This is a genomic window from Nostoc sp. JL23 (genome assembly GCF_017115065.1).
Taxonomy (GTDB): Bacteria; Cyanobacteriota; Cyanobacteriia; order Cyanobacteriales; family Nostocaceae; genus Nostoc; species Nostoc punctiforme_A.
On sequence record NZ_JABXKN010000092.1, the window covers coordinates 133112 to 159508 of the forward strand.

The window sequence follows — 26397 nt, forward strand, 5'->3', positions numbered from 1 at the left end:
TTAGCTACTGCTGAGAATATCTCGCTTGACAGCTTGTACTAGTTAAAAGGAGGTTAAAAAATGGGTGCATCTCAGAATATGGAAGTATCAGAATTTTGCCTTGAGGGCAGATTTATAGATTTTGTGATTAAAGACGGCTATAAGCTGAAAGGTTTACTGCTAGGTACTCATGAGGGTGAATGCTACGTTAAACTTGCTAAACACTTACGGGCTGCTTTTGATTTGCGGCTACCAGCAGGTACTTGGCTACAAGTTGTTGGTTATAAAGAATACGATATAAAAAAAGACAAAGTTACACTGAAAGCTGAACGTGTGATGGCGGCGCGTTCTGAAATAGCAACAATTCAAACGATCGCAGCACCACAAAAACCCCCATCTATTGATAATGTCAAGGTAAAACCAGCTAAGACTAAGGCCACGATTTTGGTGTGTCAAAAGTCTGATTGTATGAAACGCGGTGGTAAAGGAGTTTGTCAGGCATTGGAGGCGGCTTTAAGCGATCGCGGTTTAGAAGACCAAGTTACAATTAAGGGCACTGGTTGTATGAAGAACTGTAAAGCTGGGCCGAATTTAGTAATGCCAGACAAAACGCGCCATAGCCGAATTCAAGCTGCACAGGTTCCAGCGTTGATGAACAAGCATTTTGGCGGCAAAAACTTGTCAGCACAGCCTGAGAATTTAAGAGAAGCGGCAATACCTAAATGGTGAATTTTGCAGAATTAAGTAGTGAAATGTTGACATTTTAATGAGAAAGTTTAATAATATCTTCTCAAGTGTGTTCCGTTAATAACTCGGTCGTAAGCTTTGCTAAAAGTTAGCAATAAAATCAAAAAACTGGCTTTAATTAAGGCCAGTTTTTTGAATGAAGAGGATTTTTATTAAGCAATTTTTAAGTGAGATGCTCCCATAATTTGGAAAAATTCCAGGGAATGTGATTGATTGGTGAATACGTAGACGCACTGAGGCTTGTTGTTAGACATCGCTTACAGTTCAAGCGTCAACTATCAATGACTTAAAAATAAATGCCACACACTCCTGCGTGGATATACATCGTTTTTTTCCCACTTAGCACGATAGTCATGATTTTTCTAGTCCTTCATGACTGGAATCGCCTCGCTAAACTCTACCGCACCCAAGAAGCGCCGCCTTTAAACTTTTCGCGAATGAATAGTGGTTCTGTGGGTTTGGTGTATTACAAGGGAACTTTAAACGTTGGTACAAATTGTCAAGAGATTTATCTGAGTTTAGAGAAGACTGCAACAACTGTCGTATGGGTGTAGCCTGTACATGATTAGGGAAGATTGTTAAAAAGTCATTAAGGACTTGGATAGCTTCACGAATAAATTCAAAGGAAGCACCTTGAGATAAAACATAGCTATAGAACCGCTTTGCTGGTTGAGTATATTGAGCAGCTAAATAGTAAATGGCTAAATTAAAGGCATTACGCCAGTCTTTAGTATCTTTTTCGTAATTCTGTTTAGCAAGTTTGATAGCAAGTGCTAGGTCAGTTTGTGCTTTAACTTGTTCATTAAGAGCTAGGTAGGCTAAAGCGCGATCGTACAAATACACATCTCTATTAGAATCAGATTTTAAGTCAATAGCACGGTTGAAATCTACAAGAGCCTTATCATATTGCTTTAAGATCAAATAACTTATACCGCGACCTGCGATCGCCCAGTCAGATTTGGGATTAAGTTCAATGGCGCGGTCAAAGTCTTCTAGGGCTTCTGGGTAACGCTCCATTAAGCGGTAAGTATAACCGCGAAGTGCGATCGCCCAGTTATATTTGGGGTTAAGTTCAATGGCGCGGTCAAAATCTTGTAGTGCTTCTGGGTAACGCTCCATTAAGCGGTAAGTATAACCGCGAAGTGCGATCGCCTGCATGACTGCTTCTTTGTCTGCTGGGGCGAGGCTGGCACTGATACGATTTTCTGCCATTTTTAATACTCCTTTAGGGTACTTTATTCCAGTATTCCCAAAGTTAAAGAGGCGACACTCAAAAATACTTACAATTGTTAATTGCCAATTCTGCCCTTGAATTTATAATTTTTTAAAACAGTGTCTAACAGTGTCTAAAAATATTCGCTCACACGTTATGTGTTAATTTCAGGCTGACGTTTTAGTGTGCCATAGAGGTAATGATTGTGTTGACTTGCCCAATCTTCGGGTGCATCAACTGTCCCTGTTAAATCTTCTAATACATCCCACACATCAGCCACTTTAGTTTCAGATGAGTTAATATCCTCAGAAACGATGGTAATCACATAGCGTTTGTTCAGTTCTAAATCAGGTGGAATATCTGGGCGCAAAACAGAACCATCAAATGTAACCGTTAAAATTTTGCTCATTGTTCTATTTTTCCTAACCGCCAATCACAGCGATCGCATCAATCTCTACCAACACGTCTTTAGGTAAGCGCGATACCTGCACACAAGCCCGCGCTGGGGCTGTATTTTCCGGGAAATATTTAGCATATACGGCATTCACCGCCGCGAAATCGTTCATATCAGCTAGAAATACAGTGGTTTTTACCACATCTTCAAAAGTCGCACCAGCTGCTGTGAGGATGGCTTCAAGATTAGCTAATACCTGCTCAGTTTGCTTTTTAACATCATCAGTGTAGACAACATCACCAAGGCGGGGATCGATGGCAATTTGTCCAGCGATGAAGACAAATTGACCTGAAGCTGCGATCGCTTGATTATAAGGGCCGACTGGTGCGGGTGCGTTATCAGTATTAATTACTTTACGGGTCATAGATATTACTTTCTCTAACGATGTTTCCTGTCTACCGATTTCCGCTTCAGAAGCGATCGGCTTGTAGACTTCTCCATCTGGCATTATCGCACCAGTTAGGTCTGCATCTTGAAGATTGGCTCCGTAAAGATTTGCTCCAGTTAAGTCAGCTTTTCTAAGATTTGCTGCATTCAGATTTGCTTTCATTAAATCCGCTTGTTGTAAATCCGCTCTCTCTAAATTTGCCCCTTTGAGACAGGCTTTTCTGAAATTTACGCTTCTAAGATTTGCTGCACCTAGATCAGCCTCAGCCAGATTCATACCAGACAAATTCTTTTGAGATAAATTAACACCTCGAATTTTGGCTCCCTGCAAATTAGTATCTCTGAAATGTACCTGAATTAGGTTTACTTGACTCAAATCAGCTTCAAACAAGTTAGCCCCACTTAAAATTGCACCACTAAGGTTAGCTCTCACGAGATTTGTTTTTTTGAAAGAAGCTTCAGTTAGATTGGCAGAATTTAGCGTAGCATCACTCAAATTGGTATTATCTAGGTCTGCCCAACTCAAATTTAAACTCGAACTTTCCACCAAACCACTTAAGTTTGCACTTTTCAGAGATGCCCTGGTGAGATTTGTGCTTTTAAGACATCCTTGCTCAGGTTGGCATTATTTAAATCCGCTCCCGTCAAATCTGCACTTGTTAGGTCTATCCCACTCAGATTTACACCTTTGAGGTCTACTCCTCTCAGATTTACTGAATCAAACTTTCGTTGACCTTTTGCATATTGTTTTAAAAGTTCCTCGGCGTCCATAATGCACCTTTAAATACCACTGACACAGTATAATCACAAAAACTTTGTGTCACAGGTATTCTTCTCTCCTCTTCTCTCTGCGCTCTCTGCGCCTCTGCGGTTCGTCCCTCTTACCCCAACCTTGGACGTATCCCATAATGCCGATATCGCCAATAATCGCGCAGAATGCGATCATGGTCAAAACATAAATTACCAGGCACTCGCCAATACTCAAAAATGCCTACACCCTTAGCATCATCTCCAGCCTTTGGTTCACCCTTAGCTGTCGCCAAAAACACAATACTAATCGTATGCTGACGGGGATCGCGATTTGGGTCAGAATACACCAATAATTGTTCAACCAACTCCACCTGTAAACCCGTCTCTTCCTCAGCTTCTCGCCGCGCCGCCACTTCCACCGCTTCGCCATAATCTACAAAACCACCAGGAATAGCCCAACCTAAAGGTAGATTATGTCTTTCAATTAACACTATTGGCCGATGAGGTCGATCTACTAGTTCAATGATGATATCAACTGTCGGTGTAGGATTTCGGTAAGTCATAGTTATTTAGTCATTAGTCATTAGTCATTGGTCATTAGTCATTAGTCATTGGTTATTCCCAAAGGACAAAAGACAAAGGACAAATGACAAACAAAATGAGTTTACTTGATTTCTCCTACAAATACCGTTCAGTGATAAATTCGATGCGATCGCATCGTGTCTCCATCAGACAATTGCTCCCTCTCATAACTTAGGTTAAATATGCCTTTTCCTAGATCCAGTGGCATTTTGCTGCATCCTACCTCTTTTCCCAGTCGATTTGGCATTGGGGATTTAGGCTTAGAAGCCTATCGCTTCATTGATTTTCTTAAAGAGAGCCATCAACAATATTGGCAAGTTTTACCACTGGGCCCCACTGGATACGGAAATTCTCCGTATATGTGCTACTCGGCAATGGCAGGAAATCCTCTGCTAATTAGCCCAGAAAAACTCTTAGAAGAAGGTTTACTATCTGAAGAAGACTTTGCTAATTTACCAGGATTTCCGGTAGAAAAGGTAGATTTCGAGCAGGTTGTGCCAATTAAGATTGGGCTACTCAAAAAAGCCTGTGACAACTTTAGAACCAATGCTACGCCTATCCAGCAGAAAGAGTTTGCAGGTTTTTGCGACAGTAAAGCCTATTGGCTGGATAATTACGCCTTATTTATGGCGCTGAAAGATGCCAATGAGAATGCAAACTGGCACGCATGGAAGCCCGAATTTGTCAAGCGCGATCCCCAAGCATTGGAGCAAGCACAGCATCGGCTCAACGGAGAGATTTATTATTACAAATTCGTCCAATTTGAGTTTTTCCGCCAATGGTCTGACCTCAAAAGTTACGCTAATATGCGCGGCATTGACATTATTGGCGATATCCCCATCTACGTAGCTCATGATAGTGCCGACGTGTGGGCGCATCCCGACATTTTTTGCTTAGACGAAGAGACAGGAGCTGCTGCCGAAATGGCAGGAGTTCCACCAGATTACTTTAGTGCCACCGGTCAATTGTGGGGAAACCCGGTTTATAACTGGGAGGAATTGCAAAAACAAGACTTTAAATGGTGGGTACAGCGCTTTGAGGCAATGCTGGATTATGTAGATATAATTCGCATTGACCACTTCCGGGGCTTTGAGGCTTATTGGTCTGTGCCTCAAGGTGAAGAAACTGCCATGAATGGTAAATGGGTGGAAGCGCCAGGAGATGCTTTTTTTGCAGCGATTAGGGAGAAGTTGGGCAAGCTACCCGTCTTGGCGGAAGATTTGGGAGTAATTACACCAGAGGTAGAAGCGCTGCGAGACAAGTATGAATTTCCGGGGATGAAGGTTTTGCAGTTTGCATTTGGTTCCGATCCTAGTAATCCATTTTTACCATTCAATTACCCGCGAAATGCTGTAGTTTATACTGGCACTCACGATAATGACACAACTGTAGGCTGGTTCAATTCAGCTAATGACAACGAAAAGCATAACTTATGGCTTTATTTAGGTTGTATTAGTCCTGAAGGCATCCAGTGGGATTTAATTCGCCTAGCTTTGAGTTCCATAGCCAACCAAGCGATTATTCCCTTGCAAGATGTTTTGGGATTAGGAAACGAAGCGCGGATGAATTTTCCTAGTGTTGCTGAGGGGAACTGGGAGTGGCGCTATCAAGCAGGAGCGTTAACAGACGAATTACGCGATCGCTTGAAAGTTCTTACCAGACTCAATGGACGCGCCCCAGAAGCACAATAAGGTAGTTCTGGAGCAGGGAAGCATGGGGAGATGGGTAAAAGAAGGCAGACAAGGAAGACAAGGGAGAGGGAAGAGTAAATGCTTCCTTTTCCTCCTTTTCTCCTTGTCCCCCTTATCCTTCTCATCTCCCACAGTCTTTTTGTTCTCTATGAGACGCTGCGCGTAGCTTGCTTCTCTGTAAGAGTACAATTTTGGATTTTGTTAGCGAGTCCGCGAGCGTCATTTTGAATTGATTTCTCCTTCATCTCAAAACTTAGGCTTGGCAGCAATCCTAACTTCTTCCTCTTTGCCTGGCTCTCCCATTTCCTTGGCTTTCTCTTGATTAACACTCACCAACACACCACCAGCATTATCAGTTTTCACTGTCAGTTGCTCTTGGGCTTTCCAAACTCGGTGAGTTCCCTCTGGGAGAATACCCTCAAACTCGGTTTTGCCATCGGCTACTACACGAATCCAAGATGAGGCTTTCAAAGTTACACCAATCTGGACAACCTGTTTCTTTTGGACACCGCTAAGGGTATCGCTGACAGGTTGTACCTGTGTTGACTCTTTTAGTTGAGCTAGTTCTGGTTTAACAACAGACTTTTGTTTTGGATATGGCTGGTTTGGGCTATTACTTGCTTGTAGTAACGCGTTATTTAATAACTGAGATAACCCATTTACAGAGCATACTATTAGGAATATGTAAAGAAAGTAAAGATGAATTGGACGTAGTTGAGCTAGGGGTGAATTATTCCCCCTACTGAGAGGGCTAACTTGTGCAGAACTGATCGGAAAAGTGCCAGAAAATTCTACTCCATTCAAGCCTAGTGCATCGGCAAATTGTCTGATCAAACCCTGAATATAGACTGGTTCTGGTAGATCGTTTAAATTACCTTCTTCGATCGCCTGCAATAATCGTCGGGGAATCCTGGTCAATGCAACCACTTGCTCTAGGGATAAACCCTGTTCTTGACGCAATGCCCAAAGTTGAGCGCCTAACTCTGCCAACTTTTCGGCTCGTTGTTCCTCTAATGAAAGTGATGGCTGGTGCTTATTCTTCTTTCTTAGCCATTTCATGCCTACTGACACTCCTTAACTCCACTGAATCAATAATTAGGTTGCGTTATCTGATCTTGCAAAAAGTGAATCTCACGATCTTTGAGGGAACGATATTTACCCTCTGATAAAAAGGGTTCTTTGGGAGTTTGTAATTGAATTGGGCCGATAGCAGTCCGATGCAGCTTGATTACTGGGTATCCTAACTGTTGAGCTATACGGCGAATTTGGCGATTTCTTCCCTCCTGCAACACTATTTCTAAAACGCTTTCCTCAATACGACGTTCGATTAGGCGTACCTTAGCGTCCCTGGTTTTTCTACCCTCCAACATCACACCTTGACGCCACATCTGTAGTACTGTTTCTGGAGGATGTCCTTTCACCAAAACATGATATGTCTTGGAAATACTGTGACGTGGATGGGTTAGTCCAAATGTCAGTTCTCCGTCATTAGTCAGGATTAATGCTCCTGTAGAGTCTGCATCTAGACGGCCAACTGGGTGAATACCTGAACCCTCCCGTAATTCTTTCGGTAGTAAATCCAGGACTGTTGTTCTGCGATGAGGGTCGTAGCAAGTAGAAACCACTCCCGCTGGTTTGTGCAGCAATAGATATATTAAAGCCGGACGCTGCTTTTCAGATACAGGCTTACCATCAATTGCGATCGCATCTTTTTCGGGATCAACTTTTTGACCTAAATGTGCCAATACCCCATTAATCCGCACCCGTGAGTGCCTAATCATGTCTTCGGCTTCACGACGTGAGGCGATACCCCATTGAGCAAGAATTTTTTGTAACCGTACCTCCATGTGGAAATTGCTTATTTACTGTTATCAATTAAATGATATTTGCATTTTGTAGCGAGTAGACATAAATGTTACATTTGAAGCTTATTTAATTTCGGTTCAGTTGTTGAGCAAATACTCGTAAACAGATTGGTTAAATGCCAGAGCAAAATCCCCAAACAACAAGTGGAAATAAAATCCGCATAATTACGCAAGTACTCACAACAGCAGTCAAGCTCTGGTTGAGAGCGCAGGTCAGCCAAATATCGGAACTAGAAGTGGAGATTAAAGCTAGCGATCGCCAACTTTTCTCTGGACGCATTCCTTCGGTATCTGTTTTTGCTACTCATGCAGTTTATCAAGGTCTCCTAATTACACAAATTCAATTAATAGCAGAAAATATTCGGGTAAATATCGGTTCCGTACTCAAGGGAAAATCTCTGCAACTGTTAGAAACAGTACCAGTGGTTGGCGATTTGCTCGTAGACGAGAAGGATCTGAATGCTTCTCTCTCATCAGACTTATTATCAACTGCTTTGAGCGATCTATTGATTAAGGTTTTACCAAAAGATTATTCCCAGTCACAACCAATCAAGTGGCAAGAAATTCTCCTTGGGAACAACCAAATTATACTGCGAGGTTTGAGAGTAACCAATAGTGAAACAACGCCTCTAGAGATTTGTCTGGGCTTACAATTACTCAGTGGGCATGAGTTGCAACTAGTACATATCCCAATCAAGCGTGATCGGGAAGATATATTAAAGGACAATTATGAGTACAATCTGGATCTTGGCTCAGATGTCGATATCCAAGAACTAACGCTGATCCCAGGCAAGCTAGTATGTCGTGGGCGGATTAACGTTAACCCTTGACGATCGCAAATTAAAAAATATTAATACCCTATTTTAAATGATGTGGCGTCTAGTGGAACAAGAGCAGGGGAGCAGGGGAGAAGTTGCAGTAGCTTTTCCCCTCTGCCCCTCTGCCTCTTGTGCGCAATGCCCAATGCCCAACTCACCTATTTACTAAGTAGTGGCAAAAGTAATGTCACAAAATAGTAAACCAAAGGAGCAGTAAAAATATAACTATCGGTACGGTCTAAAATACCACCATGACCGGGGATTAACTGCCCAGAATCTTTAACTCCAGCATCCCGCTTGAGCATAGATTCTGTGAGATCCCCTAAAAGACTAGCAATACCAATCAGCAAACCCAATGCTAAACCAGTGAAGGGAGATTCAGGCAAGTGAAGATAATAAGCTCCAGCTATGGCTACGGCAATACTTGAAGTAATACCAAAGACAGCGCCTTCAACAGTTTTTTTCGGGCTAATGTCAGACAAACGGGTTTTCCCAAAGAATTTGCCAATGGTATAAGCACCGATATCAGCTGCCCAAATACAAAAAAAAGTCAGTAGTGTGGCTGTAAAACCTTGTGCTAAAGAAGCGGAATTTGCCTTTTCCCAGAAATCTGTCCAGGTTGTGGGCCAGTAACCTCCAAAAGGGAGATTACTAAAAGCAGCGCTATCAATTGCTCGTAACCGCACCCAGTAACTTGGTAAATAACCGACGTAAAATAGCCCCATAATAGAAGCGGAAACATCAGCGATCGTGGCAAATTTGGGTTGAAACAGCAGGTAAAAACAAATAAGTGTGCCAGCTATTGGCATCACAGCGTCAGCTAAACTGCCATCAAGGGTACAAATCACTAGCAAGACTTGGCTGACAGCCATAGTGGTTTTAGCGGCGGGAGCGATGCCTCTGGCTCGCACCAAATTAAAATATTCCTGTTGACCCAAAAAGATGATGACCGCAAAGATGATGGTAAAGTACCAACCCCCCAAAAGGGTTGCGGAAAGAGCAAGAGCGATCGCAACAATTCCACTTATAATCCGAGACCAAGGCATAGAAGTATTAAATATTGGGAATGGGGCATTGGGCATGGGGCATTGGGCACTTGTACTGACCGTAGTCGTTGGCGCAGCCTCTCGTAGAGAAGTATTGGGCATTGGGCGTTGGGCATGGGGCATTGGGCATTTATTAAATTAGTTATTCTTTCTTCCCCTACTCCCCATACTTCCTCATCTCTGTCTTCTTCCTTCCCTTGCCGCCTCTTCCAATGCCCCATGCCCTATGCCCCATTCCCTAATCCAGTTTCTCACCACTGAGGATAAAAATGGGATCGACGGCGGTAAATGTTTGAGAAAAGCCGCGTGTCTCTAGGCGGTTAACCGCAGACTGAACGACTTCGATATTTCTAGCTCTTAATAGGGAAAAGCTCTGGGAAATAGCATACAGACTTTCTAGATTAGCAGCTGTGGCTACAACCCGACCGGATGGCGGCAAATAATGCCAAGCTGCTTGCAGAATTTCCTGAATAGGTCGTCCTCCCTCAATACAAACGCGATGAGGGGTAATTTTGAGGTCATGTAAACACTCTGGGGCGCTGCCTTCAACAACTTCGACATTTTTCACATCAAAGCGATCGCAGTTACGCTTGATCAAATTAGCGACTTCTTCATCCCTTTCGATAGCGATAATTTGTCCGCCTGGACACAATAGCCCCACCTCTACCGGAATTGTACCTGTCCCAGCGCCAATATCCCACAACACAGAATCTGATTTTAGCCGCAGTTGAGAAATCAATAGCAGTCGGACTTCTCGCTGGCTCAGGGGAATTCCTGGCAAATGCTCAAATAAGTCATCGGGAATACCTGGGGTAATATAAGGCCAAAGTTGGGAGGGCATAGAATTACGCAATTATACTAAAGATATCGATTTGCCAAATTGAAAAGCTATCAGCTATAAAACTTTTCAACCGTAGCATTATAAGAAAACATAATGATTGGTGAAATATTAGGCGAACGCTACGAAGTTCAGCAGCTATTAGGAAAAAAAGCAGGGCGGCGGACGCTATTAGCTCGTGATTTGCAAACTCAGGAATTAGTCGTCATCAAGTTACTCTCTTTTAGTAGTGATTTTGAGTGGGATTCACTCAAGTTGTTTGAGCGAGAAGCTGAAACTTTAAAAAACCTAGCACATCCCTCAATTCCTAGCTATTTAAACTATTTTGAGGTAAACTTACCAACCATCCAAGGATTTGCTCTAGTACAAACTTATATCCCTGCACAAACTTTAGAGCAATACTTACAAACTGGACGGACTTTTACAGAAACTGAAATCAAACAGATAGCTAAAGCACTTTTAAAGATTCTCGTTTACCTACATGAGCTACATCCGCCTGTAATTCACCGTGATATTAAGCCTAGCAATATTTTATTGGGAGAGCGCTCTGGTAATAGTGTAGGTCAAGTTTATTTGGTAGATTTTGGCTCAGTGCAGACTGTCCTGGCTAGCGAAACCGGGACAAGAACTGTGGTAGGAACTTATGGCTATATGCCACCAGAGCAATTTGGCGGACGCACTGTTGCAGCATCAGACCTTTATAGTTTAGGCGCAACCTTAATTTATTTAGTGACAGGGACTCACCCAGCCGATTTACCCCAAAAGGATTTTCGGATTCAGTTTGAACAATTGGCTAATCTCAGTCCCAGCTTTAGCAATTGGTTAAAGTGGATGATTGAACCCAGTTTAGAACGGCGTTTGAGTTCTGCTGAACAAGCAATCGCAGTTTTAGAGAAACCACAACCGACAAACTTTCCTACTTTAGTTGTTGGCAAACCAGAGGGGAGTAAGATTCAACTAACCAAAAATGGTGATTCTCTAAAAATTATCGTTCCACCATCTGGTTTTGATCCATCAATAATATTTACAGGTTTATTTGCGATCGTCTGGAATTCATTTATTCTTTTTTGGACAATTGGCGCACTCTCAGCACCTTTTCCTGTCAACATCCCCTTTGCTTTGTTCTCGCTTCCATTTTGGGGTGCTGGTTTTATGATGGTGTATAAATTTTTCTTTCATTTTTTTGGACGCATCTGCTTACGCCTGAATCCCGAACAAATAACCCTAACTTGGGAGTTGTTTGCTTGGAAATTTTATCGTCCCCGTGCATTGCCAAGACAAAGTATTAATAAATTAGTTTACATTCCCAAACATTTTACTAAAGATTCTGAAGGTACTAGAAGTGCCGTTCCCGCACAATTGGATATTTGGGTAGGAGTAAAAAAATATCAACTTGGTGGTAGTGGTGGTGCAATTAAATCTGAAGCGGAACTGGAATGGCTAGCTCAGGAATTAAGCGATTGGTTAGGTTTGCCAATTACCAATCCAATGAAAAGTTAGTTACGCTCATAATGAGCGGTTGTTTATTTGAGCGTATAGTACTGTTGCCTTTTCCCGGGCAGCTTGTTCAATAATTTGCAACAGTTCTTCGTTTTTCACCTGCAAACCTCACTAACTTTGTAGCGATATTTACCAGACTAGTGTATCGCAACTTCTGCGATCGCACTCCTGCATAACTAGCAACTTAGGTTATTAGCGATTATGCCAAGTTGGTTTACCAAAAGTTTTTGAGGGCAAAAATATTTATTTCTATTGATTTTATTTATACCCTATTTCCGAAAGAGGGTCGAGCGCTGATCGGTGGGGAACTCATCGGACTTGAGCCATCAATGTCTATATTTAATTACAGATGCCTTAGAGGAAATTTATATGTTTGGACTGGGATGGCCAGAAATAGCTGTAATTAGCATAGTCGCTATTCTAATTTTCGGCCCAAAAAAAATTCCTGAACTGGGAACTGCACTGGGCAAAACCCTACGAGGTTTTAAGGAGGAGATGAAAACTCCCAGCGAGGAAACCAATCAGGAAGAAGAAAAACAGTAATTAAAAGAGTCAGGAGGAGCCAGCACACTGCTTTCTCCTGATTACTCACTACAGCAAGGTATTAACAACAGAAGAAGGTGCGATCCCATTTTGGGAATCGATGACAGTTGTGCCGGGATTTTGTTGGTGTGTCTCTTCCTTGGCTAAACCACGCAGCTTAATTAACTTAATAGCTCTAGTAACACTTTCTGGCAAAATTACCACCAGGCTGTTATCAGGAGCCATGTCTAAGCCTTTATTGATCGCTTGGGTTTCATCCAGAATGGATTCATAGCGGCTATCAGGCTTAACTTCCGTGATGCCTTGAATAATCAACTGGGCAGCTGATCCCCGTAGTCGTCCCCGTGTATCATCATCTTCTTTGATGATGATGTAATCAAAAATTTGTGCTGCTAATTTACCCAAAGTAACAAAATCTTCGTCACGGCGATCGCCTGGGCCGCCAATTACGCCAATCCGTTGTCCTGTAGTCCAATTCCGCACAAAGGAACCTACCGCTTCATAACTGGCTGCATTGTGGGCATAGTCCACTAAAGCGTGGTAATTACCTAAATTAAATAGATTCATTCGTCCTGGCGTTTGGCTAACTGAAGCCCGGAAGGTCTTCAAACCAGCACGAATCTGCTCAATTGTGACGTTTTGCACAAACGCTGCCAAACTTGCTGCTAAAGCGTTGGCAATCATAAACGGCGCACGTCCGCCCATTGTTAAAGGTATATTTTCGGCTCTTTCTATGCGGTGTGTCCAATCACCTTTAACAATTGACAAATAGCCATTTTCATATACTGCCGCTACTCCGCCTTTTTGGATGTGCTTCCGCACTAATTCCGAATCGGGGTTCATGGTGAAGTAAGCAATATTAGCTTTAGTTTTTTCTGACATAGCAGCGACGCGGCGATCGTCGGCATTAAGTACCGCATAGCCATCAGGGAATACAGCTTCCGCTACTACACTTTTGAGGTTAGCTAATTGCTCAATGGTATCTATATCACCGATTCCTAAGTGGTCGGACGCTACATTCAATACTACCCCTACATTTGCGGCTTCAAAGCCCAATCCAGAGCGAAGAATGCCACCACGAGCTGTTTCTAGTACTGCTACTTCTACTGTGGGATCTTGGAGGATGACATGGGCACTTTGGGGGCCTGTATTATCGCCAGATTCTACTAAGTAATCACCGATATATGTTCCATCAGTTGTAGTATAACCTACAACTTTTCCCGTCTGTTTATAAATATGTGCTAGTAGTCGAGTAGTGGTGGTTTTGCCATTAGTACCCGTGATGCTGAGGATGGGAATTTGGCTAGATTGCTCGTTAGGAAACAGCATATCCATCACTGCGCCAGCGACGTTACGGGGAATACCCACGCTTGGGGCAACGTGCATCCGGAAGCCAGGGGCGGCGTTAACTTCGACAATCACGCCATCAACTTCCCGCAGAGGACGGCTAATATCCGTGGTGACGATATCAAGTCCGGCGATATCCAAACCGATAATCTTAACTACTCGTTGTGCCAACCAAAGATTTTCTGGGTGAATTTCATCGGTACGGTCAACAGCACTACCACCTGTACTCAAGTTGGCTGTTGCCCTGAGATAACAAATAGTACCCTTGGGTGGCACGCTATTTAGGGTGTAACCTTGCCTTTCTAGCAACTGGTAGCTGGTGCGGTCTAGTTCAATCTTGGTTAGGACGTTATCATGTCCTTCACCGCGATTTGGGTCAAGGTTTGTTTCCTCAATCAGTTCGGCAATGGTGGATCTGCCGTTGCCAATGACATGAGCCGGAACACGTTCGGCTACTGCTACTACTTTTCCATTTACCACTAGTACCCTGTGGTCGCGCCCAACGTAATATCTTTCGACAATAATTGACCGAGAAACTTGTCTGGCAGCTTCATAACCAGCTTCAGCTTCTTCCCAAGTTCTAATATCAATGGTGATCCCACGTCCATGATTGCCATCTAGTGGCTTGATAACTATGGGATAGCCGCCAACGAATTCAATGGCTTGTTCTAAATCGTCTAAGAAGTTGATTACTGTACCTCTGGGTACTGGCGCACCAGCAGCAGCGAGGATGCGTTTAGTGGCTTCTTTATCGCAAGCTAGTTCTACACCCAGAATGCTGGTGTTGTCCGTCATTGTGGCCTGCATCCGCTTCTGGTTGACGCCGTAGCCTAGCTGAATCAAAAAGCGGGCTTCCAGCGACATCCAGGGAATACCTCTTTTTTCTGCTTCTTTGACGATCGCTTCCGTAGAAGGGCCTAAAGAAGCATCGCGGGTAAAGTCTTTCAGGTCTTGGATATCTTGCTCTAATTCTGCCTTGGGATAACGGCCTCGATCAACGATACTCTGACACAGCCGTACTGCGGCTCGTCCAGCGTAGCGTCCCGCTTCCTCATTCAGGTACTCGATTACTACTTGGTAAATTCCGGGTGTGGCAGTTTCGCGGGTGCGACCAAAGCCGACATGCATACCAGCTAATTCTTGGAGTTCTAAGGCTACGTGTTCCACTATGTGGCCAATCATAGTGCCTTCTTTGACTCGCATCAGAAAACCACCGCGACAGCCAGGCGAACAATAGTGACCCTCCAGACTCGGCAGCGCCTCAACTAATCCTTCATAAAAGCCGGGGATTTCATTCGAGGGCGTCTCGCCAAGGGTTTCTAAATCGAGGCGCATGACGATCAGTTTGTGGCGTCGAATGCTCCAATAGTTTGGGCCGCGTAATGTCTGGATCTTGAGGATTCTCATGGGAATAGGTAGATGGAGATTCGGAACCAAAATTCTAGTTTCTTACTGGAATTGACCGCTAAACTGTTCGTTAGAAACAGTTTTTTCTTTTTACATGGTATTCTTATCATTTTTCTACGGTAAGAAATAATAAATGTGCGGTCAACTCAGTGTAACCTCAGATACTCTATCCCGTCAGCTGGAGATTCGGTGTACAGCAGGCAATACAGTCCGCTGGTACAAGTGGAAGCGATCGCCGTAGCTGAGGATATGGAGACGTAAATTATGTACGGTTAACGGTTCATTAGCACCGACATGGGGTTCGTTGGTATGGGTCAACTCAGTGGGATCAACAATGGTTACACTGCCTTTACCCATAACTTGTAGCCAACCATCACGTTCAAACACTGCACAAGTATCTTCGTCAATGCCAATACCTAAGCGATCGGGATGAGCTGAGATCGCACTAATCAGTCGCCCCATCCGATTACGGTTGTGAAAATGTTGGTCAACGATTACTTCAGGAATAAATCCCAAACCCGTCGCCATATCCACTAAGGAACGATTGGGCGTCTCTCCACTACCGCCGCCAGCAATCATATGATGCCCCATCACCGCCGCTCCTGCACTGGTGCCTGCTAACGTAAGTTGCCCCGCCCTCACCCGCTGGCGAATAATTTCCATTGCTGGCGTATCTGCCAATACGCCACAAAGACGCAGCTGGTCTCCTCCTGTCAAAAATACCCCACTACAGGCTTCTAAGGATGCTTTGATCTGGGAGGCTTCACACTGTTCTCGTTCGCGGATGTCTAAAATCTCTACCTTCTGGGCACCCATTTCTTCAAAAATGCGAATATACCGACCACCAATGATGGCAGGTTCGCGAGAGGCAGATGGAATAATTGTAATATAAGCCTTACTAGCACCGGCGCGTCCAAAAAAAGTTCGTAGGATTTCGCGCCCATGAACTTTATCTTCTGCACCTCCGATAACCAGAACGGCGGTTTTAGTTGCTTGGGGTGTCCTCATTTCTAGCGATTTAGCTTGTAATTGCGGCATTTTGGTTCTCCTGTCAACAACTTCAGGTGAATTTAACAAGGTTCAGTTGCCTGATAATTTTTGCGCTTTGCAACTTTCGAGAGGACACTTTTTGGAAGTTTGGAACTGGGGAAAGCCACTCTCCAAATTCTCGCTTAACGCTCGCGTTGCCTCAGTCTAAACGTGCTTGTTCACATTCCTCAAAGCCAGCGCCTTGTTTTTCACCTGTCCACTTGCAGCAGGGCAAAATAGTCTTTATGTGGCTAGATTCCCCCTTTAGGGTAGGGGATGAGCAGTTAAGACTACGCTTTTTTCTGAGGCTGGCTCGATGCATCCTGGAAGTTGTTAACTTGATATGATTATTAATTTAAATGTAGTTGTGACAACATTTAAACATAAATTAAGTAATTAGAAAAACTTTTGATCCCATCTAAAATCCAGAAGGCCCAGTAGTTTTAGATACTATTGATAAAGTTTAACTGGAGTTTAACCCGACCTTGGCTTGCTGGTGTTTGCTAGACATTCAAATTTAAGATTAGTGTCCTTGAATACGAATAACTGTGCGCTTTGATATAGTTACGCTTTTTCCTGACTGTTTTAACTCTGTTCTCAATTCTGGGTTGCTGGGTAAAGCCTTAGCCAAACAGATTGCCGAAGTGCATCTGGTTAATCCACGGGACTTTACCACTGACAAGCACCGAAAAGTAGATGATGAACCCTACGGCGGCGGTGTTGGGATGCTAATGAAGCCAGAACCTATTTTTACCGCTGTGGAGTCGCTGCCGATTCTACCCCGAAGAGAAGTAATTTTGATGAGTCCACAGGGTCAAGCAATTAATCAACCTCTTTTGAAAGAATTGGTGACAAATTATGACCAGTTAGTAGTTATTTGTGGGCATTACGAAGGAGTGGATGAGAGGGTGCTACATTTGGTCACTCGTGAAGTATCTTTGGGCGATTTTATTCTGACTGGTGGTGAAATTCCTGCAATGGCTTTGATTAATGGCGTCGTGCGGCTGATCCCAGGAACCGTGGCCAAAACGGAGTCCCTCACGGCAGAAAGTTTTGAGGAAGGGTTATTGGACTATCCTCAATATACTCGTCCTGCGAATTTTCGGGGCTTGAAAGTGCCTGATGTCTTGCTCAGTGGAAATCACGCCGCGATCGCAAAATGGCGTTACGAACAACAAATTCAAAAAACCCGCGATCGCCGCCCCGATCTCTTGGAGAAATTGGAGCAGGGGAAGCAGGGGAAGCAGGGGAGCAGGAGAGCAGGGGAGCAGGGAGAGAATAATAATTTCTAACTCCTGACAAATGACAAATGACAAATGACAAATGACAAATGACAAAAATTCGTATTGGTAATGGTTACGATATTCACCAACTAGTGAGCGATCGCGCTTTGATTTTAGGTGGAATTCAAATTCCCCATGAACTAGGTTTGTTGGGGCACAGTGACGCTGATGTGCTGACCCACGCGATTATGGATGCCATGCTTGGGGCATTATCTTTGGGAGATATTGGTCATTATTTTCCCCCAAGCGATCCCAAATGGGCGGGAGCAGATAGTTTAGTACTATTAACTCAAGTACATCAACTGATTCGGGATCAAGGTTGGCAGATCGGAAATATTGACTCAGTAGTAGTAGCAGAACGTCCCAAATTAAAACCGCATATTCACAAGATGCGCGACAAACTAGCGGCAGTTTTAGAATTACAACCAAATCAAATTGGCATCAAAGCTACTACTAACGAAAAATTAGGCCCTGTTGGACGTGAAGAAGGTATATGTGCTTATGCTGTAGTTTTGTTAGGTGCTTCAGAATAACTTTCTTTTAGCCTCTAATAAAGATATTCAAGACTGATTAAGATGGAAATAGATTAGTAATTATGAAGTTTTTTAGAAAGATATTTTTGGCAATTAAACATTTATGGTTGCCAATAATTTTTACTTCAGCAATAGCACTTACAGTTACCGCCTGTAACCCAGCTAACTTTAAAAGTTCAGCTGCTCAAGTGCCGCAATTGGTAAGTAGCATTCTCAGCGATCCCAAAACTTTTAACTACCCTCTGAGTCAAGAGTTTCCTAATGTTTTTCCTTTAATATATGAGGGGTTAATCACCCAAAACCCAATCACTGCTAAAGTCGAGCCTGCATTAGCAGAATCCTGGCAAATTTCTGATGATAAATTAAAGATTGTTTTTACTCTGCGCGAAGGGTTGAAATGGTCTGATGGTCAGCCACTAACAGTAAATGATGTAGTGTTTACCTACAATGATATTTACTTAAATGAAGCAATTCCTACTGATGTTAGAGACGCACTACGGATTGGTGAAAGTCGGAAATTGCCTACTGTGCGAAAAGTGGATGAACGCCGGGTTGAGTTTAGCGTACCAGAACCCTTTAGACCTTTCCTACTAAGTACAGGTTCGCCAATTTTGCCCGCACACATATTGCAACAATGGGTAAAAACCAAAGACCAAAATGGGAGTCCGATTTTTCTGACAAAATGGGGTGTTGATACTCCTCCCAACGAAATTATTGTCAACGGTCCTTACAAAATAGAGCGTTACGACACAAGTCAGCGTGTGGTTTTCCGGCGCAACCCCTACTACTGGCGCAAGGATGCTCAAGGCAATTCTCAGCCTTATATTGAACGAGTAATTTGGCAAATTGTGGAATCAACAGATACCTCCTTGCTGCAATTTCGTTCTGGCGGGTTAGATACTGTAGGAGTGTCGCCAGATTACTTTTCTTTGCTAAAGGTACAAGAAAAGCAGGGTAATTTCACAATTTATAATGGCGGACCAACATCCAGTACATCGTTTGTTTGGTTCAATCTCAACAAAGGTAAAAGGGACGGAAAACCACTAGTTGATCCAGCAAAATCTCGGTGGTTCAATAATGTGCAATTTCGGCAAGCTATAGCTTATGCAATTGACCGCCAAACGATGATTAATAACACTTTTCGCGGCTTGGGCGTGCCACAAGATTCACCGATTTCTGTGCAAAGCCCCTATTACCTTTCCCCTAAAGAGGGGTTAAAAGTTTACGATTACAATCAGCAAAAAGCAAAGGAATTGCTGCTAAAAGCAGGATTTAAGTACAACAAGAATCAGTTAGTAGACGGTCGGGGAAATCGCGTTCGTTTCTCTTTGCTTACCAATGCTGGAAATAAAATCCGTGAGGCAATGGGATCGCAGATTAAACAAGACTTGAGCAAAATCGGCATTCAAGTTGATTTCACTCCGTTGGCATGGAATACTTTTACTGATAAAACTTCTAACTCCTTGGATTGGGAAGCTTCTTTGATGGGGTTGACTGGTGGATTAGAACCGAATGACGGTGCTAATGTCTGGGCACCTGAAGGCGGATTACACATGTTTAATCAGAAACCCCAAGCAGGACAAAAGCCGATTCAGGGTTGGGAAGTTGCTCCTTGGGAAGCAGAAATAGCGAATCTTTATATTCAAGCTGCAAGAGAATTGGACGAAGCTAAAGTTAAAGCAATTTATGCTGAAACGCAGCGAATTACCCAGGAAAATTTACCTTTTATTTACTTGGTTAATCCTTATTCAATGTCAGCGGTGCGTAATCGTTTTGAAGGTATTAAATTCTCTGCCCTTGGTGGCGCATTCTGGAATATTGAACAAATTAAAGTAACAGAAGATTAGGCATTGGGCAAAACAGTTCCGTTAGCGATAGCGGGGCGTTGAGCCAGTCCTGAGTAAAGAAGTGAGACCAATTTGAAAAATGATTGCGACAGATGGAAAACTGAAACACTTATCCAATGGATGTTTCACAATCCAAAATCTAAAATCTAAAATCCAAAATGGTATGAGATTCCTTACTCAGCACTCCTGAAGGGCATAGGGAATTAGTTATTAGACGACTGAGAAATCACAAAGGGCAAAAGACAAAGGGCTAATTACCGATGACCAATGAAAAAACTTTGCGATCGCTACTCGTTGCGGTTGCTAATGGTAAAGTTACGCCAGATACGGCATTAGACTCACTCAAAGACTTAACTTATGAATCTGTCGGTGAATTTGCCAAAATTGACCACCATCGCCAGCTAAGAACTGGTTTTCCAGAGGTGATTTGGGGGCCTGGTAAGACTACAGACCAAATTGCTCAAATTATGGAAGTAATGCGTCTCCGCAACCCGGTGGTAATGGCAACCCGCATTGAACCAGCAGTTTATACCGCACTGCAATCAAAAGTTAGTGGTTTGCGATATTACGAATCGGCGCGAATTTGTGCGATCGCTCCCCTTACCATCGAACCACAATTTGCGGGTGAAATTGGCATTCTTTCTGCTGGTACCGCCGATTTACCCGTTGCTGAAGAAGCTGCTGTCACTGCTGAACTTTCTGGTTTCCGCGTCCAGCGCCTCTGGGATGTTGGCGTTGCTGGGATTCATCGTTTGCTGAGTAACCGCCACCTGATTGAGTCCGCATCGGTATTGATTGTTGTAGCGGGGATGGAAGGTGCTTTACCTAGCGTTGTTGCGGGTTTAGCGAGTTGTCCAGTGATTGCCGTACCCACCAGTATTGGTTATGGCGCAAGTTTTGGTGGTTTAGCACCTCTATTGACAATGCTTAACTCTTGTGCAGCGGGAGTAGGCGTAGTAAATATCGACAATGGTTTTGGTGCAGCAGTTTTGGCGGGGCAGATTTTGCGGACTGCCGAGAAATTGCGGTTGGCATCAGCTGCATCTTGAGTTAAGACATTGAAGTTACATCCAATATTTCAGTAAATATCAGTAATTAATGTAAATCATAAACTGATGCTGAAATTTGCCACCTCTAACTTCTTAATCACAAAAGATGAGCAATTACAGCGATTTGACATCTCAGTTTCTTTGGCATTTGCCTGTAAATTGGACAGCCCTAGCACAAACAATCACCGATCCAAACGTTATGGGTCAGATACAAAAAGCTTGGAGCCACTTTATACAAACAGGTCAAGTATGGGCATTGTTGATTGGTTTAGTCATTGGCTATATGATTCGGAATCTAACTAGCTACGGTTAAATTTAAAAGTTAGGAGTTGAAAGTGAGGAGTGAGAAGTTAGGAGTCAAAAACTCATAACTCCTCACTCTTAACTCTTAACTCTCACCCACTCTTTTCATAATTTATGACCGAAAAACAAACTTGGAGCCAGCGGTTTGAATCAGCGTTGCATCCAGCGATCGCTCGTTTTAATGCCAGTATAAGTTTCGATATTGAATTAATCGAATATGACCTCACTGGTTCTCAAGCTCATGCCCAAATGCTTGCTCACACGGGCATCATCTCCCCAGAAGAAGGAGAGCAACTGGTTGCAGGTTTAGAACAAATTCGCCAAGAGTACCGCCAGGGAAAATTTCAGCCTGGTGTCGATGCTGAAGATGTACATTTTGCAGTTGAACACCGACTGACAGAAATTGTTGGCGATGTAGGTAAAAAGGTGCATACAGCGCGATCGCGTAATGACCAAGTTGGCACCGATACCAGACTCTACCTCCGCGACCAAATCCAACAAATCAAAAGCGAATTGCGAGAATTTCAAGGTGTTTTACTAGATATAGCCGAAAAGCACGTTGAAACCCTGATTCCTGGCTATACCCACCTCCAACGCGCCCAACCGGTGAGTTTAGCTCATCACCTCTTGGCATACTTTCAAATGACGCAACGGGACTGGGAACGCTTAGGAGATGTTTCTCGCCGGGTAAATATCTCACCTTTGGGATGTGGTGCTTTAGCGGGAACTACTTTCCCTATCGATCGCCACTACACAGCCAAACTCTTGAATTTTGACGATATTTATGCTAACAGCCTCGATGGAGTGAGCGATCGCGATTTTGCGATCGAATTCTTGTGTGCTGCTAGCTTGATTATGGTTCACCTCAGCCGTCTTGCAGAAGAAGTCATTCTTTGGTCATCTGAAGAATTTCGCTTTGTCACCCTCAAAGATAGCTGTGCCACAGGTTCCAGTATCATGCCCCAAAAGAAAAATCCCGATGTCCCAGAATTGGTGCGGGGGAAAACGGGACGTGTATTCGGTCATCTCCAGGCGATGTTAGTCATTATGAAGGGGCTACCCCTGGCATATAACAAAGACTTACAAGAAGATAAAGAAGGTCTATTTGATAGCGTTAACACAGTCAAAGCGTCTCTAGAAGCGATGACGATTTTGCTCAGGGAAGGCTTAGAATTTCGTACCCAGCGGTTAGCATCAGCGGTGGCGGAAGATTTTTCTAATGCTACCGATGTAGCAGATTATCTAGCAGCACGGGGCGTTCCTTTTCGGGAAGCTTACAACCTTGTAGGTAAGGTGGTAAAAACTAGTATTGCCGCAGGTAAACTCTTAAAAGACTTGAAATTGGAAGAGTGGCAACAACTACATCCGGCATTTGCAGCAGATATTTATGAGGCGATTTCCCCCCGTCAAGTTGTTGCTGCCCGCAACAGTTACGGTGGTACTGGCTTTGCACAGGTAAACAAAGCACTCATAGCCGCCCGCGCTCAAATTGCTCAATAGAAGGAATGGGGAGTCGGGAATGGAGAATAAAGAATGGGGAATAAAGAATAAATTCTTCCCCATACCCCATACCCAATGCCCAATGCCCAATGCCCAATGCCCAATGCCCCAATCCCCAAAATAAATAAGGGCGTACAAATAAATGTGCGCCCCAAAAGGTAAATAACCTAAACAATAAGGATTTAGGCAAGCAGCTTAGTCAGTGTCAGCTGCTGTTGCTGCGCCTTCTTCTTCTTCACTCTTTGGTGGTCTTTGTTGGAACCTTCTCTGCATTCTTCCTGTCGTAGTCCGTTTACGAAACTTTCTGGCATACGCCTGGTTACGTAGCGCCTTTTCTTTTTTCGGGTTACGGCGCTTGGCCATGTTCACCTCTATAAATAAACAACAAAAAAGTAGCAACTAGGCATCACGTAGGCAATATTAGCTACCAATGTTATTGATATACTTCTAGCCTAGTGCAGCAATAAATACGCTTTAAACAGTGTACTACTTTATCGCATTATACCTAACTATGTCAATAAAATTATGAATGATCCCCGCCAGTAAGACGAAAAACATCTTTTCTTAGATTCCAATCTATCAAATAGATTAGAAATTAGCTCATTAGTTGTTTTTCTTGAAACAATCCAATATTATCAAGAAATAATTCAGGAGTTAGTCATTAAAACTCAGTAAGTATAGGTGGGTTTAAGCATAGAGTCTAATATTTGGTTTAGTAAGCTTTAATTAATTGTAGGTTTTAAATCCTACTTAATTGCCTCTTATAAATTCAGATTTTTGAATTTTGACTTATTATTCATATTATTATTTTTAATGTGTTCTAAAAATCTATTAGTAATAGCTAGTTTCAGTAACGCCAATGCTAGCTATAAACTGAAAATTTACCTGCTTCAAAAAATATCATGTATAGATAAATACAGTGCTTCTATTGAAACTTGATGTTAGAATTGATAATATTCTACGTAAATCGTGAGAATAAAATCTCAACCCACAAACATTTTTGTATCAAACAAAACTCAACAAAAACTTTATTAGTTGAGCAGATGTAAGTGGTAGGGAACTATAGAATACAACACATAAATTTTGAAGATTGAACGTTATTGCTTTTTTTCCGGCAGCTGTAGAGTCCACACGTAGCTTATGGCGTATTGGACAAACAGTATTGGGTATAATATTTCGTCATCCCATTACTGGTACTAGTATCATCCCAATTTTACCCGATGGTCGGATTGTACTGATCCGGCGGCGCGACAATGGTCTTTGGTCATTGCCTGGAGGAATTGTAGATTGGGGAGAAGATATTCCCAATACAGTCCGCCGGGAATTGCTGGAGGAAACCGGGCTAGAATTGGTGAAAATTAACCGTTTGGTAGGAGTTTACTCTGCACCAGACCGCGATCCCAGAATCCATTCAATTTGTATTGTGGTTGAAGCCGAGGTGCATGGGACAATGGAGATTCAAGACACTTTAGAAGTCATGGAAATCCAAGCTTTCTCTCCCAGTTTACTACCTTCAGGAAAGATGTCTCACGACCATACTCGGCAGTTGCAAGACTACTTGAATGGCTTGACAACACTGGCATAAGAATATTTAGTCATTAGTCCTTTGTCATTTGTCATTTGCTGCCAAAGTTCTGATCTCAGGAAGCCTTAGCTTACACTTCTCTGTTTGTAATTTGTCCAGAACTAGTTAATAATTACCAATGACTAATGATTAATGACTATTTATTATGGTGCTAAAAGTTAACTACTAAATAAAATGGATACACTATTCCGTAACTCCCGGAGAAAGCTCTCTCAAGGGCTACTTTTCTGGCGTGAAGTCGGTGAAAAAACTCCTATAATTTTTTTACATGGTGCTTGGAATGAGAGCAGTCAATGGTTATCGGTGATGGAGTCCCTTGCACATGATTTTCATTGTTTTGCACCTGATTTATTAGGGTTTGGTGAATCAGAAAATCCTAATATCCACCATTCGATAGATTTACAAGTTGAGTGTTTAGCTGAATTTTTGCAAGCTGTGAAGCTAGAAAAAGTATATTTAGTGGGGCATTCTCTTGGGGGTTGGATTGCTGCTAGCTATGCTTTAAAGTATCCAGAGAAAGTTGATGGTTTGGTACTGCTAGCACCAGAGGGTGTAGAGATAGCAGGACAAGAAGAGTATTGCCAGAAGATGCGGCGATTATTGAATTATCCACCACTAATAGTCAAATTTTTGCGATCGCTCAGTCCTTTAACTAAAATCCTGGGTTGGCATGAAAAAATTGCACAAGACTTGCAGTTGCGTCAAGCGCTATTGCCGTATCCCATAGGTTGCCAGTTACTTTTCAAACGGCGACAAGTAGAAATTGAGGCGGAATTACTGCAAAAGCAGCTTTACATGATAGATGTCCCAGTTTTTATTTTACAAGGTGGACAAGATACCCCAGATGCTTTAGCCAGAAGCCGTGTTTATGCTCAACTGATGCCAAAAGTTGAGTTGAAAATGATTGCCCATGCCGGAAATGACTTACCAGAATCTTGTGCTGGGGTTGTGGCGAGCGAAATTCAGGAGTTTATTCAAAGTATTTTAAAAAGCCATAATTTCAACGAATTAAACTAGCTCATTCAGGGTTTGTTGCCAATCCACAACACATATTCCTTTGCTCTCAAAGCGTGATATGTGTTTCAAATTTGTTGTCACAACTATGACTTGAGCAAAACTCTTCAATTGGAGAATTGCTTGAGCGTCAAGAATTACATCACCATCCAAGCTGTCATTGCTTGCTGGATTTTATTTCTTATTCTCCATTATTATTTTCTGCATTCCCAAAAAAATCAAATTTGGTTCCACAATTAAACGTGTTGCGATTTCAGGATATAAAGCTTGCAAATTGTTAATTAATAAAGTGCGATCGCCCCCTTTAATCGCAATCTTCCCATCAGGGAATAAATCCCACCACGCCTGAATAAAATCTTTAATTCCAGCTAATAAAGTGTAAATAACTCCACTTTGAATAGCCTCTGTTGTATTAAGCGCAAAACGTGGTGGTAGAGAAGGAAAATTTTGCGTCTCTACAAATGGTAATTGTCCTGTTTGTTGACCGAGAGTTGCAAATTGTAAGCCCAATCCCGGCAAAATTGCACCTCCAACTAGACACTCATTAGCATCCGCAGCCGTAAAAGTTAGCGCTGTCCCAGCATCAATTACCAACATCGGAAAACCCCAAGTTTTCCCCGTCCCCCACAAAGCTAAAGCGCGGTCAATTCCTAGTGTGGGATAAACACCTTTTAGCGGTACTTGGTCTAATGTAATAACATGAGTATTTGGGTAAGTTTGCCAAATAGTAGTTTGACTGGGAACTACGGAGGCGATTAAGAGAGGGCAGAGGGGGAGAGTGTTTGTTAGAGATTTAAATTCGGGAAAAATTTTCTCTAGTAAATCATTCAGGGTTTGACATTCAGCCAACTGTTGTATAACAGACTCAGGAAGATAGTCAGTATCCCAGCCTGAGTAAAGCGTCTCGCCAATAAACAACGCCCAATGTAGCCGAGAATTCCCAATTTCCAGCGCTAGCCAAATTTCCTCTCTGTGTTCTCTGTGGCTCTGCGGTTTCACAGTTTTAACTTTTTTAAGTCAGTTATAGGTTTTTAATAAAAATTAACATTCAAGCCATGTCACAATAAAAGAAGAGGAACAAATACTC

24 protein-coding genes and 1 pseudogene are annotated in these 26397 nt (G+C 42.9%); 13 read left to right on the plus strand and 12 right to left on the minus strand.

Features of this window, described 5'->3' with window-relative positions:
• The first annotated feature begins 60 nt into the window (after positions 1–60).
• Positions 61–708, plus strand: a complete 648-nt coding sequence (locus tag HWQ42_RS18425; protein WP_292814714.1) for a (2Fe-2S) ferredoxin domain-containing protein — start codon at positions 61–63, stop codon at positions 706–708.
• A gap of 408 nt (positions 709–1116) precedes the next feature.
• Here HWQ42_RS18425 and HWQ42_RS18430 read toward each other — a convergent pair whose 3' ends face one another.
• The 4 genes and pseudogenes from HWQ42_RS18430 to HWQ42_RS18445 form a co-directional block, all read right to left on the minus strand.
• Positions 1117–1938 (minus strand): tetratricopeptide repeat protein, encoded by an 822-nt coding sequence (locus tag HWQ42_RS18430; RefSeq protein WP_292814717.1) that lies wholly within the window; start codon positions 1936–1938, stop codon positions 1117–1119.
• 155 nt (positions 1939–2093) lie between these two features.
• Positions 2094–2348 (minus strand): hypothetical protein, encoded by a 255-nt coding sequence (locus HWQ42_RS18435; RefSeq protein ID WP_292814720.1) that lies wholly within the window; start codon positions 2346–2348, stop codon positions 2094–2096.
• Positions 2349–2361: 13 nt separating this feature from the next.
• A pseudogene (locus HWQ42_RS18440) lies at positions 2362–3551 on the minus strand (Rid family detoxifying hydrolase).
• Between the two features lie 110 nt (positions 3552–3661).
• Entirely contained in the window at positions 3662–4093 is a 432-nt protein-coding gene (locus tag HWQ42_RS18445; RefSeq protein ID WP_292738373.1) for an NUDIX hydrolase, read from the minus strand.
• A gap of 201 nt (positions 4094–4294) precedes the next feature.
• Here HWQ42_RS18445 and malQ point away from each other — a divergent pair, with 201 nt between their 5' ends.
• Positions 4295–5803 (plus strand): 4-alpha-glucanotransferase, encoded by a 1509-nt coding sequence (gene malQ, locus HWQ42_RS18450; protein WP_292814723.1) that lies wholly within the window; start codon positions 4295–4297, stop codon positions 5801–5803.
• 246 nt (positions 5804–6049) lie between these two features.
• On the opposite strand, the gene HWQ42_RS18455 is transcribed toward malQ, so the two are convergent.
• Positions 6050–6862, minus strand: coding sequence for a RodZ family helix-turn-helix domain-containing protein (locus HWQ42_RS18455; RefSeq protein WP_292814725.1), 813 nt, complete (start codon positions 6860–6862; stop codon positions 6050–6052).
• A 29-nt stretch (positions 6863–6891) separates the two neighbouring features.
• The gene (locus HWQ42_RS18460) at positions 6892–7650 is read right to left on the minus strand and encodes a pseudouridine synthase (RefSeq protein ID WP_292814728.1); all 759 of its coding nucleotides are present in this window, start codon (positions 7648–7650) and stop codon (positions 6892–6894) included.
• A gap of 134 nt (positions 7651–7784) precedes the next feature.
• Between HWQ42_RS18460 and HWQ42_RS18465 the strand changes: the two genes are divergently transcribed.
• Entirely contained in the window at positions 7785–8498 is a 714-nt protein-coding gene (locus HWQ42_RS18465; protein WP_292814731.1) for a DUF2993 domain-containing protein, read from the plus strand.
• Between the two features lie 146 nt (positions 8499–8644).
• On the opposite strand, the gene HWQ42_RS18470 is transcribed toward HWQ42_RS18465, so the two are convergent.
• On the minus strand, positions 8645–9532 hold the full coding sequence (locus tag HWQ42_RS18470) for a phosphatidate cytidylyltransferase (protein WP_292814990.1): 888 nt from the start codon (positions 9530–9532) through the stop codon (positions 8645–8647).
• A gap of 238 nt (positions 9533–9770) precedes the next feature.
• Positions 9771–10373: a precorrin-6Y C5,15-methyltransferase subunit CbiT gene (cbiT, locus tag HWQ42_RS18475; RefSeq protein WP_289796809.1), complete on the minus strand. Its 603-nt coding sequence runs from the start codon at positions 10371–10373 to the stop codon at positions 9771–9773.
• A 93-nt stretch (positions 10374–10466) separates the two neighbouring features.
• Between cbiT and HWQ42_RS18480 the strand changes: the two genes are divergently transcribed.
• Together HWQ42_RS18480 and tatA are read left to right on the plus strand one after the other, a co-directional pair.
• Positions 10467–11870: a serine/threonine-protein kinase gene (locus HWQ42_RS18480; protein ID WP_292814733.1), complete on the plus strand. Its 1404-nt coding sequence runs from the start codon at positions 10467–10469 to the stop codon at positions 11868–11870.
• A gap of 369 nt (positions 11871–12239) precedes the next feature.
• Positions 12240–12413 (plus strand): twin-arginine translocase TatA/TatE family subunit, encoded by a 174-nt coding sequence (tatA, locus tag HWQ42_RS18485; RefSeq protein WP_094348761.1) that lies wholly within the window; start codon positions 12240–12242, stop codon positions 12411–12413.
• A gap of 48 nt (positions 12414–12461) precedes the next feature.
• Here tatA and cphA read toward each other — a convergent pair whose 3' ends face one another.
• A complete protein-coding gene (cphA, locus tag HWQ42_RS18490) occupies positions 12462–15167 on the minus strand; it encodes a cyanophycin synthetase (RefSeq protein WP_099100271.1) in 2706 nt (901 codons plus the stop codon).
• Positions 15168–15341: 174 nt separating this feature from the next.
• Positions 15342–16205, minus strand: coding sequence for a cyanophycinase (locus HWQ42_RS18495; protein WP_179068376.1), 864 nt, complete (start codon positions 16203–16205; stop codon positions 15342–15344).
• Positions 16206–16744: 539 nt separating this feature from the next.
• On the opposite strand from HWQ42_RS18495, the gene trmD reads away from it, so the two are divergent.
• The 6 genes from trmD (at position 16745) to argH (ending at position 22711) form a co-directional block, all read left to right on the plus strand.
• Positions 16745–17488 (plus strand): tRNA (guanosine(37)-N1)-methyltransferase TrmD, encoded by a 744-nt coding sequence (gene trmD, locus HWQ42_RS18500; RefSeq protein ID WP_292814736.1) that lies wholly within the window; start codon positions 16745–16747, stop codon positions 17486–17488.
• Positions 17489–17526: 38 nt separating this feature from the next.
• The gene (gene ispF / locus HWQ42_RS18505; protein ID WP_292814739.1) at positions 17527–18012 is read left to right on the plus strand and encodes a 2-C-methyl-D-erythritol 2,4-cyclodiphosphate synthase; all 486 of its coding nucleotides are present in this window, start codon (positions 17527–17529) and stop codon (positions 18010–18012) included.
• Positions 18013–18074: 62 nt separating this feature from the next.
• Complete coding sequence (locus HWQ42_RS18510) at positions 18075–19859, plus strand: ABC transporter substrate-binding protein (RefSeq protein ID WP_292814742.1); 1785 nt, start codon at positions 18075–18077, stop codon at positions 19857–19859.
• 260 nt (positions 19860–20119) lie between these two features.
• Positions 20120–20908 carry a nickel pincer cofactor biosynthesis protein LarB gene (larB, locus tag HWQ42_RS18515; RefSeq protein ID WP_292738363.1) on the plus strand — a complete coding sequence of 263 codons (789 nt, stop codon included), beginning with the start codon at positions 20120–20122 and terminating at the stop codon, positions 20906–20908.
• A gap of 106 nt (positions 20909–21014) precedes the next feature.
• A complete protein-coding gene (locus HWQ42_RS18520; RefSeq protein ID WP_292814745.1) occupies positions 21015–21221 on the plus strand; it encodes a hypothetical protein in 207 nt (68 codons plus the stop codon).
• Positions 21222–21325: 104 nt separating this feature from the next.
• Positions 21326–22711: an argininosuccinate lyase gene (gene argH / locus HWQ42_RS18525; protein ID WP_292738361.1), complete on the plus strand. Its 1386-nt coding sequence runs from the start codon at positions 21326–21328 to the stop codon at positions 22709–22711.
• A gap of 195 nt (positions 22712–22906) precedes the next feature.
• On the opposite strand, the gene HWQ42_RS18530 is transcribed toward argH, so the two are convergent.
• Positions 22907–23074 (minus strand): hypothetical protein, encoded by a 168-nt coding sequence (locus HWQ42_RS18530; RefSeq protein WP_012412073.1) that lies wholly within the window; start codon positions 23072–23074, stop codon positions 22907–22909.
• Positions 23075–23801: 727 nt separating this feature from the next.
• On the opposite strand from HWQ42_RS18530, the gene HWQ42_RS18535 reads away from it, so the two are divergent.
• On the plus strand, positions 23802–24296 hold the full coding sequence (locus HWQ42_RS18535) for an NUDIX hydrolase (RefSeq protein WP_292738360.1): 495 nt from the start codon (positions 23802–23804) through the stop codon (positions 24294–24296).
• A 174-nt stretch (positions 24297–24470) separates the two neighbouring features.
• Positions 24471–25313, plus strand: a complete 843-nt coding sequence (locus tag HWQ42_RS18540) for an alpha/beta hydrolase (protein ID WP_292814747.1) — start codon at positions 24471–24473, stop codon at positions 25311–25313.
• A 171-nt stretch (positions 25314–25484) separates the two neighbouring features.
• On the opposite strand, the gene HWQ42_RS18545 is transcribed toward HWQ42_RS18540, so the two are convergent.
• Positions 25485–26309 (minus strand): pantothenate kinase, encoded by an 825-nt coding sequence (locus tag HWQ42_RS18545; RefSeq protein ID WP_292814750.1) that lies wholly within the window; start codon positions 26307–26309, stop codon positions 25485–25487.
• Positions 26310–26397 lie beyond the last annotated feature (88 nt).

Coding starts and splice junctions, on each gene's coding strand:
- HWQ42_RS18425 (WP_292814714.1), top strand. CDS start 61: ATGGGTGCATCTCAGAATATGGAAGTATCAGAATTTTGCCTTGAGGGC.
- HWQ42_RS18430 (WP_292814717.1), bottom strand. CDS start 1,938: ATGGCAGAAAATCGTATCAGTGCCAGCCTCGCCCCAGCAGACAAAGAA.
- HWQ42_RS18435 (WP_292814720.1), bottom strand. CDS start 2,348: ATGAGCAAAATTTTAACGGTTACATTTGATGGTTCTGTTTTGCGCCCA.
- HWQ42_RS18445 (WP_292738373.1), bottom strand. CDS start 4,093: ATGACTTACCGAAATCCTACACCGACAGTTGATATCATCATTGAACTA.
- malQ (WP_292814723.1), top strand. CDS start 4,295: ATGCCTTTTCCTAGATCCAGTGGCATTTTGCTGCATCCTACCTCTTTT.
- HWQ42_RS18455 (WP_292814725.1), bottom strand. CDS start 6,862: ATGAAATGGCTAAGAAAGAAGAATAAGCACCAGCCATCACTTTCATTA.
- HWQ42_RS18460 (WP_292814728.1), bottom strand. CDS start 7,650: ATGGAGGTACGGTTACAAAAAATTCTTGCTCAATGGGGTATCGCCTCA.
- HWQ42_RS18465 (WP_292814731.1), top strand. CDS start 7,785: ATGCCAGAGCAAAATCCCCAAACAACAAGTGGAAATAAAATCCGCATA.
- HWQ42_RS18470 (WP_292814990.1), bottom strand. CDS start 9,532: ATGCCTTGGTCTCGGATTATAAGTGGAATTGTTGCGATCGCTCTTGCT.
- cbiT (WP_289796809.1), bottom strand. CDS start 10,373: ATGCCCTCCCAACTTTGGCCTTATATTACCCCAGGTATTCCCGATGAC.
- HWQ42_RS18480 (WP_292814733.1), top strand. CDS start 10,467: ATGATTGGTGAAATATTAGGCGAACGCTACGAAGTTCAGCAGCTATTA.
- tatA (WP_094348761.1), top strand. CDS start 12,240: ATGTTTGGACTGGGATGGCCAGAAATAGCTGTAATTAGCATAGTCGCT.
- cphA (WP_099100271.1), bottom strand. CDS start 15,167: ATGAGAATCCTCAAGATCCAGACATTACGCGGCCCAAACTATTGGAGC.
- HWQ42_RS18495 (WP_179068376.1), bottom strand. CDS start 16,205: ATGCCGCAATTACAAGCTAAATCGCTAGAAATGAGGACACCCCAAGCA.
- ispF (WP_292814739.1), top strand. CDS start 17,527: ATGACAAAAATTCGTATTGGTAATGGTTACGATATTCACCAACTAGTG.
- HWQ42_RS18510 (WP_292814742.1), top strand. CDS start 18,075: ATGAAGTTTTTTAGAAAGATATTTTTGGCAATTAAACATTTATGGTTG.
- larB (WP_292738363.1), top strand. CDS start 20,120: ATGACCAATGAAAAAACTTTGCGATCGCTACTCGTTGCGGTTGCTAAT.
- HWQ42_RS18520 (WP_292814745.1), top strand. CDS start 21,015: ATGAGCAATTACAGCGATTTGACATCTCAGTTTCTTTGGCATTTGCCT.
- argH (WP_292738361.1), top strand. CDS start 21,326: ATGACCGAAAAACAAACTTGGAGCCAGCGGTTTGAATCAGCGTTGCAT.
- HWQ42_RS18530 (WP_012412073.1), bottom strand. CDS start 23,074: ATGGCCAAGCGCCGTAACCCGAAAAAAGAAAAGGCGCTACGTAACCAG.
- HWQ42_RS18540 (WP_292814747.1), top strand. CDS start 24,471: ATGGATACACTATTCCGTAACTCCCGGAGAAAGCTCTCTCAAGGGCTA.